This window comes from Olsenella uli (assembly GCF_901212675.1).
Classification (GTDB): domain Bacteria; phylum Actinomycetota; class Coriobacteriia; order Coriobacteriales; family Atopobiaceae; genus Parolsenella; species Parolsenella uli_B.
This window is the reverse complement of record NZ_CAAKOQ010000038.1, coordinates 51,592-63,719: the sequence shown is the minus strand read 5'-3', so window position 1 is coordinate 63,719 and position 12,128 is coordinate 51,592. Positions and strand designations below refer to the sequence as shown.

Genomic DNA, 12,128 nt, shown 5'->3' with positions numbered 1-12,128 from the left:
ACAAATCATCCGGAAGGAAATGTGACAGCTGGGACGGGAGAGCGCATGAGCAGTCGTTCAGGCGTCGTGGCCGCTAAAGTGACGGGGCCGTAAAGACCTGTCCAGCACAAGGAGTTCTCTTCCATGGACCTCTTCCCTGAGATTCTTGCCGACGCGACCAAGGACACCCTCGTCCTTGTTCCGTTCCTGTTTGTCACGTACCTTGTGCTCGAGAGCCTTGAGCATGCGGCCGGTGCCCGCGTGGCCGCCACCGTGCGCAAGGCGGGCTCGGCCGGACCCATCGGGGGCGGCATCCTCGGCGTCCTTCCGCAGTGCGGCTTCTCCGCGATGGGGGCGACCCTCTTCGCCGGCCGCGTCGTGACGCTCGGCACGCTGCTCGCGGTCTTCCTCTCCACGTCCGACGAGATGCTGCCCCTGCTCGTGGCCGAGCGGGTCGACCTGGGCCTCGTCGGCCGCATCCTCGCGGCGAAGGCCACCATCGGCATCGTCGTGGGCCTCGTGGCAGATGCCATCCTGCGCCTCGTCGCCCACAAGAGCCACGCACATGGTGCCGACTCGCTCGTGGGTGGTCTTTCTGAGGCGGGCGCTGGCGTTGGCCACATCCACGAGCTCTGCGAGCGCGATCACTGCCACTGCGAGGATGATGAGGACGTCGAGCACGCACGCGAGCCCCGTGATGCGTACGACCATGGGAATGGGCACGCCCACGCGCACGACCATGCCGGCCACGAACACGCGCACGGCACGAGCGGCATGCTCGGCTCGGTCGTTCGCGGTGCCGTCTCCCATACCGTGCAGGTGACGGTCTTCATCTTCGTGATCTCGCTCGTGCTGTCGGTGCTCCTCGACACCCTGGGCGAGGAGGCCATCGCGTCCATCCTGGGCAGCAACGCCGTCGTGGCCACGTTCGTGAGCGCGCTCATGGGCCTCATCCCCAACTGCGCCGCGAGCATCGTCATCACGCAGCTCTACCTCGATGGCGCGCTTGGCCTGGGGCCCATGATGGCGGGCACGCTTGTGGCGGGCGGGGCCGGCTTCCTCGTGCTCTTCCGCACCAACCGAAACGTGCGCGAGAACGTCTGCGTCCTTGCCATCCTGCTCGCGGTGGGCATTGTCAGCGGGCTCGCTATCCTCGCCCTCGGCCTCTAGCGCGAGACGACGCTTGCCCCGGTCGGTTGTCACCCAGGTGATGTACGCACAAGGCGACTAACGCCAGGGCAAGGACGCGCCTCTGCTCCTATCAGCCCAGCTACTTTGCCCTGTTGAAGAGAGCGCAGACCTTGCGGCTCACGATGCCGGGCATGGAGCGGCCAAACGCGTAGCAGGCCTTGGAGACGAGCCCTGGCGCGCAGACCGCCCTCCCGCGCGCAAGCGCCACGAGCGCGATGCGAACGACCTCCTCGGCACTCAGCATGAAGGCGTCCCGGCCCTGCGTGTTGGTGCCGGCCACGCTCCAGAACCCGGTGCGCACCGGTCCCGGGCACACGGCGAGCACCTCGACCCCGCGCTCCGCCAGCTCCTCGTGCATCGCCTCGGAGAGCGACAGCACGTAGGCCTTCGTCGCATAGTAAGTGGCCATGTAGGGACCTGGCATGACGCCCGCGACCGAGGCGACGTTCACGATGGCGCCACTGCCCCGGGCGGCCATGCGCGCGGAGTAGGCGAGCGCGAGGCCGGTCAGGGCCTGGATGTTCACCTGCACGAGCGCGCGCTGGCGCGCGGCGTCGCTCTCGGCAAACGCCGCGGCGTAGCCAAAGCCGGCGTTGTTCACGAGAAGCTCCGGCTCGATGCCGAGCGCGTCGACCTTGCCCACGAGCTCGTCCTCCCCGTTAGCGGCCGCGAGGTCGGCTGTCACCGTGCGCACGCCGGCCCCCAGCCGACCCAGCTCGCCGGCGAGCGCCATGAGGCGGTCGGCGTCTCGCCCGTGCAGCACGAGTGACCACCCGTCCCGCGCGAGCTGCCGGCAGAACTCCTCGCCAAGGCCTCCCGTCGCGCCCGTCACCAATGCCCAGCGTCCGCTTGCGGTCATGGCCGTCCCCTTTCCGTCGCGACGCTCCGCCGTGCCGCCGCCCACGTCTCGACCCGCGCCCTTGCGCCGGAACCCGTCTCCGGCGCGCGTTCGGGTCATCCCGTACCATCACGTATGAGCCGTATGTACCCAACCCCATGTGCGCAAACGGGGGAGAGGGCCTGCTGCCAAGCCCCTCGCCCACGTGCGCTCATGCCTGTGATACCATACCGACCTGTTGGTGCCCCGCACTTGGTTCGTCGACTCACCGACGACCTACCCAGTCTGGGGTGAATCAGAGGCGTCCGGCACGTCCGGCGCAGACAGAAAGGTGAAAGACATGGCAGTCACCAAGGAGCGCAAGGCCGAGCTCATCAAGACCTACGGCAAGAACGAGAAGGACTCCGGTTCCGCCGCCGTCCAGGTCGCCCTCCTCACCGAGCGCATCCGAGAGCTCACCGAGCACATGAAGTCCCACAAGAAGGACTTCCACACCCGTCGCGGCCTGCTGATGCTCGTCGGCCAGCGTCGTCGTCTTCTCGGCTACATCAAGAAGAACGACATCAACGACTACCGTGAGCTCATCGCGAAGCTCGGCATCCGCGACAACATCCAGTAAGTAGGACCTACGGGGCGCTGCGGCGCCCCTTTTCATAGCAGGTGCCCACAGGGTCTGGGCGCGGCGGGCCTGCGCGACGCGCGATTGCGATAGCGCCAGACCGAGCGGGAGGGACGCCTCAGGGCGCACGGTCCCTCCCGGGGCCCGCACGACGGCCCGTCTGCGATGTGGCAGGCGGAGATAAGGGAAAAGAAATGGCAAAGGTTACCCACGAGTTCGACCTCTACGGCAAGCACTACACCCTGGAGACCGGTGAGCTGGCCAAGCAGGCCACCGGCGCCGTCCTCGTCAAGCAGGGCGACTCCACGGTGCTCGTGACCGTCGTGGTATCCAAGGAGCGCAAGGACTACGACTTCTTCCCGCTCACGGTCGACTTCATCGAGAAGATGTACGCCGTGGGCCGCATCCCCGGCGGCTACCTCAAGCGCGAGGCGCGTCCCTCCGAGAAGGCCACGCTCACGGCCCGCATGATCGACCGTCCGCTGCGCCCGAGCTTCCCGGCCGGCTTCCGCAACGAGGTCCAGGTCGTGGCCACCTCGCTCGTCGCCGACCAGGTCAACCCGCTCGACGTCATGTGCGTCATGGGCGCCAGCTCCGCGCTCACCGTGGGCGGCGTGCCCTTCGAGGGCCCGCTCGCGTGCGTTCGCATCGGCCGCAATCCCGAGACCGGCGAGTTCCTCGTGAACCCAACCTACGAGGAGCGCGACGCTTCCGACCTCGACCTCGAGCTGGCCGGCACGCCCGACTTCATCTCGATGCTCGAGGCGAGCGCTGAGGAGATCAGCGAGGAGGACATGCTCGCCGCCATGGCGTTCGGCCAGAAGGCCATCGCCGCCTTCTGCGAGGAGCAGAAGGCCTTCTTCGCCAAGGTCGCCGAGGTCAACGGACCCATCCAGCAGCGCGAGTACGTCTATGACGAGCCCGTCGCCGCCGTGCACGGCCGCGTCTTCGCCCACTACGACGAGATGAGCGCCGCGCTCAAGGATGCCGACAAGCTCTCGCGCATGGGCAAGGTCGACGCCCTCAAGGCCGCCATCACCGCCGAGTTTTCCGACGAGGAGCAGGCCCAGTGGAGCCGCGAGATCCCCGTCGAGCTCAAGGCCCTCGAGAAGCACGCCATGCGCTGCATGGTGGTCGAGACCGGCGAGCGCGTCGACGGCCGCCGTGCCGACGAGATCAGACCGCTCATGGTCAAGCCCAACTACCTGCCGCTCGTTCACGGCTCCGGCCTCTTCCAGCGCGGTCAGACGCAGGTGCTCTCCGTCTGCACCCTCGGCATGCTCAACGAGTGGCAGCGCCTCGACACCATCGAGCCCGTCGACGGCAAGCGCTACATCCACCACTACAACTTCCCGCCGTACTGCACCGGTGAGACGGGCCGCATGGGCAGCCCCAAGCGCCGCGAGATCGGCCACGGCAACCTCGCCGAGCGCGCGCTTCTGCCCGTGATCCCGTCTGAGGACGAGTTCCCCTACACCATCCGCGTGGTCTCCGAGGTCATGGAGTCCAACGGCTCCAGCTCGATGGCCTCCACCTGCGGCTCCACGCTCGCGCTCATGGATGCTGGCGTGCCGCTCAAGCGCCCCGTATCCGGCATCGCCATGGGCCTCATCCAGGAGGAGGGCAAGACCGTCGTCCTGTCCGACATCCAGGGCCTCGAGGACTTCCTTGGCGACATGGACTTCAAGGTGACCGGCACCGAGCGCGGCATCACCGCCATGCAGATGGACAACAAGGCCACCGGCCTCACTCCCGAGATCCTCTCCGCCGCCCTGCACCAGGCGCACGAGGGCCGTGCGTTCATCCTCAATGCCATGCTCGACGCCATCCCGGCGCCGCGCGAGACGCCCAAGGACACCGCGCCGCAGATCATCACCATCCAGATTCCGCAGGACAAGATTCGCGACGTCATCGGCGCCGGCGGCAAGGTCATCCGCGGCATCCAGGACGACACGGGCGCCACGGTCGACATCCAGGAGGACGGCTCGATCTTCATCGCCGGCACCGCGGGCGCGGGCGAGGAGGCCGCCGCGCGCATCAAGGCTATCGTCAAGGTGCCCGAGGTGGGCGAGGAGTACACCGGTCGCGTCGTGGGCATCCAGCCGTTCGGCGCGTTCGTGGAGCTGCTTCCCGGCAAGGACGGCCTGCTGCACATCAGCCGCGTGGCGCAGGGTCGCGTCGACAAGGTCGAGGACGTGCTCTCCGTGGGCGACGAGGTTCGCGTCAAGGTCCTTGAGGTCGACGAGAAGGGCAAGATCAGCCTCGACCGCCTCGACAAGCCCGAGGTTCCGGGTGGTTCCAAGCCGGCTCGACGCGAGGGTGGCCACCGCGGCTTTGGCCACGATGACCGTCCGGGCCGCGCCGAGCGTGCGGGGGAGCGTGAGGGCGAGCGCAAGCCGCGTCGTCACCCCGGTGACAACGGCAACGTCGGCCGTGCCCCGCGCCGCCACCACGAGGGCTAGACGCCTCGCCTGACAGCATCGTTTTCCTTGGCAGGGGGAGCCGTCGGCTCTCTCTGCCTTGGCGGTTCGGTGCGGTCTGGCGGGTCCGGCGCCCCGGGACGGTCCATGCTTGGGCGCGCGGGTGCCCCGCATGCCGCTGGTTCGCGTCTGCGCGTCGCGCTCCGGCATTCCGGACGCCTGAGGTCTGCGGCGGTCCGCATGGCTTGTCTCTTTGGCGCGTCCCCCCCCGCTTGTACCTCGCTCCCTTGCGTGTGTTTTGAGCGGATTTGTACACCTTCTTGGACTCGCGGGATCTGGGTGTGCGTTTCTTGCGTTTCTGAATATTCAGAACCGAAAGAAATGCACACCGTCCGAGAGAGTCATTTCCCGAGGCATACAAATCTGTCGATTCTGCACGTGAGGCCAAGGTCTCGTGCTGCGGCAGCCATCACTTGCGCACCACGTTCCTTCGGACAGACTCCGACCCGCCGATGCGGGTTAGAATTCCACACGACGCGACCCGCCAACTCCGGCCCCAGGGCGCGCGAGCGAAGGTGCTGCCCGGGGGTTGCAAGAAAACAAACGTAGTGTCGCCACGAGCGGCAGCAGATCATGTGCCGCCCCGCGCGGCTCACGACAGAAAGGACCATTCACACATGGCTAAGACACCGACCCTCAGGATCATCCCCCTGGGTGGTCTCGACGGCATCGGCAAGAACATGACGGCCTTCGAGTGCGGCGACGACATGGTGCTCGTTGACGCCGGTCTCATGTTTCCCGACGACGACCAGCCCGGCATCGACCTCGTGCTTCCCGACTACACCTACGTTCTCGAGAACGAGCACAAGCTTCGCGGCATCGTGATCACCCACGGCCACGAGGACCACACGGGCGCCCTTCCGTACCTGCTCATGGACCTCACCAAGAAGGTCCCCATCTTCGCGAGCAAGATGACCCTCGGCCTCATCGAGGGCAAGCTCGCCGAGCACAACATCAAGAGCCCCAAGTTCCGCGAGGTCTCCGACGGGTCCAACGTCAACCTCGGCTGCTTCTCGGTGCACTTCTTCGCGATGACGCACTCCATCCCCGGCGCGTTCTCCATCTTCATGAAGACGCCCGCCGGCACCGTCTTCCACACGGGCGACTTCAAGCTCGACCAGACGCCCATCGATGGCGTGCGCCCCAACTACCAGGCCATCTGCAAGTTCGCGCACCAGGGCATCGACCTGTTGCTCATGGACTCCACCAACGCAACCAAGTCCGGCTTCACGCCGAGCGAGGCTACGGTTGGCCCGTCCCTTCGCCACATCATCAAGAACGCGCCCGGCCGAGTCTTCGTGGCCAGCTTCTCGAGTCAGATCCACCGCATCCAGCAGGTCTGCGACATCGCCACGTCCGTGGGCCGCAAGGTCGTCGTGACGGGCCGCTCGATGGTCACCAACACCAAGATTGCGCGCGAGCTCGGCTACCTCAAGGTGGCCGAGGAGGACATCCTCGATGCCTACGAGCTCAAGGACATCCCCGACGACAAGATCGTCGTGCTCTGCACCGGCAGCCAGGGCGAGCCGCTCTCGGCCCTCTCGCGCATGGCCAATGGCGAGCACCGCTCCCTCTCCATCCACGAGGGCGACACGGTCATCATCTCGGCCACGCCGGTGCCGGGCAACGAGAAGAGCGTCCAGGGCATCATCAATTCGCTCTCCAAGATTGGCTGCGACATCTACGACAAGGACAACGCCACCGTCCACGTCTCCGGCCACGGCCGCCAGGAGGAGCTCAAGCTCATGCTCGGCATGACGAGCCCGCGCTACTTCATGCCGGTCCACGGCGAGGCGGTTCACCTGCGCGCCAACGCAAAGCTCGGCGAGGCCATGGGGATTCCCCGCGACCACATCTTCATCGTCGACAATGGCGACTCGCTCCAGATGCGCGACGGCAAGGTATCGGTGGGCCCGTCGGTCGACTCCGGCATCATCTACGTCGACGGCCTGCGCATCGGCGACACCGACCCGGTGGTCCTGCGCGACCGCCAGAAGCTTGCCCAGGACGGTATCGTGACCTGCGTCGTGACGCTGCGCAGCCGCTCGCACAAGGTGGCCGACGTCGACGTCTCGAGCCGCGGCGTCTCCTTCGCGAGCGACGACGAGCTGCTCGCCGGCATCGAGGACCTGTGCCGCTCCACCATCGATCGCACCAACCAGGGCAGCCCGTCGGTCGACGTGCTGCGCAAGGCGGTGCGCAACGCCCTCACCAACTTCCTGTGGTCCAAGACCCACACCCGTCCGATGATCATCCCGGTCGTCATGGAGGTTTAGCACCAGATGCCCGCCAAACGCAGCCAAAACGCAAAGCGGCAGGCCCGTCGTCCCCAGACGTCCGCGCAGGCGGGCACCGCCAACGACCTCGTGGGGGTCGCCATCATCGTGCTGGCGCTCTCCATGATCGTGGCGCTTGCCTCGCCGAGCACGGCCATCGTGACCCACGCGATGGCCGAGGGACTCAGACTCGGCTTTGGCGCGGGCGCCATGCTCGTGCCCATCGCACTCATCCTGTTTGCGTGCACGCTGTTCCTGCCCACCGACAACCCGCTCGTGGCGCGCGTGGCGCTGGGCCTGGGACTCGTGGTCCTCGCGGCACTCTCGATGCTCTCGATCCTCGCGCCCGAGGCGACATTGGGCGCCGACACTGTGCTCTCCGCCAGCGTGGCCATCGTGTCGGGCGGCTACGTGGGCTCGGGTGTGGCGTGGCTCCTGCTCACGCTCGTGGGGCAGGTCGTGGGCATGGTGCTGCTCGTGGGCCTCGCGGTCGCGGGCATCGTGGTGTGCGGCTTCTCCATCTCCAACCTGGCGCTCAAGATCAAGCGATCGATGGGCGTTGCCGCCGAGCGCATCCAGGAGGCGCGCGAGCGCGGGGCGACCCGCCGAGGGGACGAGCCCACTGACTACCTTGGCGACGAGCCGTGGGACGACGAGGAGGGAGACGACGCCGCCGAGCCCATGGAGGAGCCTCGCACGCGCCAGGTGATCGAGCCCAAGACGAGCTTCATCGGCAACCGCAAGACGAGCGTGCTGCGCCGCGGCCCCAGACAGGTGCATGAGGTCGACCACAAGACGGCGACGCTGCCGCTCGACCGCGCGTCGGGCGACGCCGGCGCCGCGGTGCCGCGCGAGCCTGCGACGGCGCTCCTCAGGAGGAGGCGCCACCCCGAGCTCGACATCAAGGACGCCCGCCCGGCCCAGGAGCTCGCGCCCGAGGCCGCGCCTGTCGCCGCGGACGTGGCTGCCATCCTCGCCGAAGACGCGCCCGAGGCGGCCTCGCCCGTGCGTGCCGGCCGTGCCGCGGCAGCGACTCCCGTATCCAATGCGCCCTCCACCTCGGGCGACACCGCCGCCATCCCCGACTTCCTGCTCGCGGCCGCGGGGTCGCGCGGCCAGGCAGGGGAGGACACGGCTGGCCAGCCCGAGGAGGCACCCGCGGACTCGGGGGACACCGCAGCTGCCGCCGCCCGCCCCGCGCCCAATGGCTCGCGCTCCAAGGCCCAGGCAGCCCCCGCCACGACGAGGCGCCCCGGCGAGGGCTCGGACGACTTCGTCCTGCCGCCGCTCTCCCTGCTCAAGAGCAACCCCAACTCCGCGAGCTCGGCCTCGTCTGACTCCGAGCTCGAGCGCACGGCCCGGCGCCTGCAGTCCACGCTCGAGGAGTTCGGCCTCACGAGCCGCGTCTCCGGCTGGACGGCCGGCCCGCTCGTCACCACCTTCAAGATCGAGATGGGCGAGGGCGAGCGCGTCAGCAAGATCACCAACCTGCAGGACGACATCCAGCTCTCGCTCGCCTCGGAGTCGGTGCGCATCTTCGCGCCCATCCCGGGCACCTCGCTCGTGGGCATCGAGATTCCCAACAAGACGAGGCAGAACGTGTGCCTGGGCGACGTCCTGCCCTTCGCGCAGGGAGGCCCGCTCGAGTTCGCCATCGGCCGAGACTCCGAGGGCGCGCCCGTCGTGGCCGACCTCGCGCGCATGCCGCACATGCTCGTTGCCGGCACCACCGGCTCGGGCAAGTCGGTGCTCATCAACGCCATCATCATGTCGCTCATCATGCGCACCACCCCCGAGCAGGTCCGACTCATCCTCGTGGACCCCAAGCGCGTGGAGTTCTCCTGCTACGCGGGCTTGCCGCACCTCTACGTGCCGGTGGTCACCGAGCCTCGCCAGGCGGCGAGCGCACTTCAGTGGGCGGTCACCGAGATGGACCGCAGGCTCAAGGTCTTCGAGCGGGCGGGCGCGCGCGACGTGAAGGTCTACAACCGCATGGTCGAGGACGGCAAGTTCGACGACCAGGAGAACCCGCCCAAGCCCATGCCCTACCTCGTCATCGTCATCGACGAGCTCAGCGACCTCATGATGGTGGCCGGCAAGGACGTTGAGGCCTCCATCGTGCGCATCGCCCAGCTCGCGCGTGCGGCCGGCATCCACCTCGTGCTCGCCACGCAGCGCCCCTCGGCCGACGTCGTGACGGGCCTCATCAAGTCCAACGTCGACACGCGCGTGGCCCTTAAGGTCTCGAGCTCCATCGACAGCCGCGTCATCCTCGACCAGACCGGGGCCGAGCGCCTCATGGGCAGGGGGGACATGCTGTTCAGGAAGGCCGGCGGGGTGCTTCGCCGCGTGCTGGGCGCCTATGCCAGCGACGCGGAGATCGAGAGCGTGGTAGGCTTCATCCGCGACCAGCGCGAGCCCGAGTACCACGCCGAGATCCTCTCGGCCGTCGTGCCCGGTCAGCCCGGCGCGGGGGCGGGCGCTGACCCCGCGGAGGAGGACGACCCGCTCGTCTGGGAGGCGGCCCAGGTGGTCGTGGACTCTCAGTTGGGTTCCACCTCCGGCCTCCAGCGCCGGCTCAAGGTGGGGTACGCTAGGGCAGGTCGAATCATGGACATGCTCGAGCAAAAGGGTGTGGTGGGTCCCCCCGACGGCTCCAAGCCGCGAGAGGTCCTGCTCGACACCGACGGTCTCGAGGAGCTCCGCCAGGCGGAGGAAGCCTACAGGGAGGTGTAGCCAGGGATGCCACGAACGAGATTCGCAGAGATTCTGTCGAGCCGCCGCAAGCAGCTCCGGCTCTCCATCCCGCAGGCCGCAAAGGTCCTGCGCATGCGCGAGAGCGTGCTCGAGGCCTTCGAGGAGGGCGACTTCGAGCACCTGCCGCCCCTGGGCTATGCCCAGGGCATGGTGGCAAGCTATGCCCGCTACCTTGGCCTCGACTCGCGCGAGCTCACCGAGCTCTACGAGCGCGAGCACGCCGACTACGTGAGCGGCGTGACGGGCCACGAGCCGAGGGGCCTCGCGCGCCTCGACGACGAGCCCGGCCACAGGGGACCGGTGTCTGCGGCGAGCCTCGCCCGCGCGAGCGGGCCCACGCCGTCTCCCCTGTCCGGCCGCTACGGCGGCTCGACGGGCTCGTCGGACTACCGCATCGGCCCCTACGAGACGGGTGCCTCGCGCATCGCCAACCCTGACTACGCCGGGCGTCCCACTGGCGCCGCGGCCGACGGCGAGGCGCGCGGGGGCAGGGAGCGCCGCTACACCACGCGCGTGCCCGTATCCGAGAACGAGCGCGGGCGTCGCCAGCAGGTAGATCGCGTGCGTCGCGCGAGGAGCGCGGAGGACGCCTACGGCGCCCCGTCCCGCTCGACGTATCGCTCGGGCGCCGGCGGCTCTGCCCGCGACCGCGACGACATCACGACGCGCCGCGTGGGAACCGGGCAGTACCGCGACGACATGCGCTACGACGACGTCGCGAGGCCCTACCGCCCCTCGTCGACGCGCGCCGGCCGCGAGGCCACGCGCCAGATCGCGGCCCCCGAGCGCCCGCGCGTCCGGCGCCGCCAGCAGCCACCCGCGGGCCGCGACCCGCGCTCGCGCAACCGCCGTCCCGAGCCCAGGCGCGGCGCCGCCGGCATCCTCGACGCGCTGCTCTCCGACTCCGGGCGCCTTATGCTCGTCATCGGCCTCGTGCTCGCGGTCGTGCTCGTCTTCGTGATCGTGTTCTCGGTGCGCTCGTGCGCTTCGAGCAAGTCCGAGCCCGCCGTCACCAACGTGGTCACGGCCGTGACCACCTCGGCCACCACGTCCGCCACCACGGCAAGCGAGACTGTGCAGGCAGTGCTCTCCGAGGCTGCCGCGCGCCAGGCCGCTGCCTCTGCCCAGGCCGCGGCACAGGAGACCAAGGTCACCGTGAGCGTGGCCGACGGCGCCTCCACCTGGGTCGAGATCGTCAAAGACGGCCAGTCGCAGATCGCCTCCACGGTGACGGGCGCCTGGTCGCAGGACTACACGGTCACGAAGTCCATCTCGATTCGCGTCGGCGACCCGAGCGTCGTCACGGTTGACAAGAACGGCGAGCGCCAGCGGCTCTCCGGCAAGACCGGCGGCGTGGCGAGCATCACCATCCAGGGCACCGACCCCACGGCGGCCACCACCGCCTCGACCACGGAGGCCGCGACCACCACGACCAAGAGCTCCTCCGGCCAGTAGCTGGGGGCGGAAGGGACACACATGGCTAAGGACTCGAGCTTCGACGTCGTCTCCACAGTCGACATGCAGGAGGTCGACAACGCCTTCCAGCAGACCGCCCGCGAGCTCACGCAGCGCTACGACCTCAAGTCGTCCAGGGCCACGATCGAGCTCTCCAAGGCTGACGCCACCATCAGCGTGGTGGCCCCCGCCGACTTCGTGGCCAGGCAGGTCATCGACGTGCTGAACGGCCGGCTCGTGAAGCGCGGCGTCGACCTCAAGAGCCTCTCCTGGGACGCCCCCCAGGCCGCGAGCGGCGGGTCCGTCCGCGTGGTGGGGCACGTGGTCCAGGGCATCGACAAGGAGTGCGCCAAGCGCATCTCCAAGGACATCCGCGACCTCAAGCTCAAGGTCAAGGCCACCATCGACGACGACAAGCTGCGTGTGACGAGCGCCTCCAAGGACGCCCTCCAGGAGGTCATCTCACACCTGCGCGCGGCCGACTACGGCATCCCGCTCCAGTTCACCAACTACCGCTAGGCCCCGCACGCGCG

At 68.5% G+C, this 12,128-nt stretch carries 8 protein-coding genes; 7 read left to right on the top strand and 1 reads right to left on the bottom strand.

Going from position 1 to position 12,128, the window contains the following annotated elements:
- Positions 1-123: 123 nt before the first annotated feature.
- Positions 124-1,149: a putative manganese transporter gene (locus tag EFAMC1_RS05785; protein WP_154053364.1), complete on the top strand. Its 1,026-nt coding sequence runs from the start codon at positions 124-126 to the stop codon at positions 1,147-1,149.
- Between the two features lie 100 nt (positions 1,150-1,249).
- On the opposite strand, the gene EFAMC1_RS05780 is transcribed toward EFAMC1_RS05785, so the two are convergent.
- Positions 1,250-2,029 (bottom strand): SDR family NAD(P)-dependent oxidoreductase, encoded by a 780-nt coding sequence (locus tag EFAMC1_RS05780; RefSeq protein WP_187324578.1) that lies wholly within the window; start codon positions 2,027-2,029, stop codon positions 1,250-1,252.
- Positions 2,030-2,348: 319 nt separating this feature from the next.
- Between EFAMC1_RS05780 and rpsO the strand changes: the two genes are divergently transcribed.
- The 6 genes from rpsO (at position 2,349) to EFAMC1_RS05750 (ending at position 12,114) form a co-directional block, all read left to right on the top strand.
- Complete coding sequence (gene rpsO / locus EFAMC1_RS05775) at positions 2,349-2,627, top strand: 30S ribosomal protein S15 (protein WP_154053362.1); 279 nt, start codon at positions 2,349-2,351, stop codon at positions 2,625-2,627.
- 194 nt (positions 2,628-2,821) lie between these two features.
- Positions 2,822-5,089, top strand: coding sequence for a polyribonucleotide nucleotidyltransferase (locus EFAMC1_RS05770; protein WP_154053361.1), 2,268 nt, complete (start codon positions 2,822-2,824; stop codon positions 5,087-5,089).
- Between the two features lie 635 nt (positions 5,090-5,724).
- The gene (locus tag EFAMC1_RS05765) at positions 5,725-7,383 is read left to right on the top strand and encodes a ribonuclease J (protein ID WP_154053360.1); all 1,659 of its coding nucleotides are present in this window, start codon (positions 5,725-5,727) and stop codon (positions 7,381-7,383) included.
- A gap of 6 nt (positions 7,384-7,389) precedes the next feature.
- The gene (locus tag EFAMC1_RS05760) at positions 7,390-10,119 is read left to right on the top strand and encodes an FtsK/SpoIIIE family DNA translocase (RefSeq protein WP_154053359.1); all 2,730 of its coding nucleotides are present in this window, start codon (positions 7,390-7,392) and stop codon (positions 10,117-10,119) included.
- 6 nt (positions 10,120-10,125) lie between these two features.
- Entirely contained in the window at positions 10,126-11,595 is a 1,470-nt protein-coding gene (locus tag EFAMC1_RS05755) for a helix-turn-helix domain-containing protein (RefSeq protein WP_154053358.1), read from the top strand.
- Between the two features lie 21 nt (positions 11,596-11,616).
- Entirely contained in the window at positions 11,617-12,114 is a 498-nt protein-coding gene (locus tag EFAMC1_RS05750; protein ID WP_154053357.1) for a YajQ family cyclic di-GMP-binding protein, read from the top strand.
- Positions 12,115-12,128: the final 14 nt, after the last annotated feature.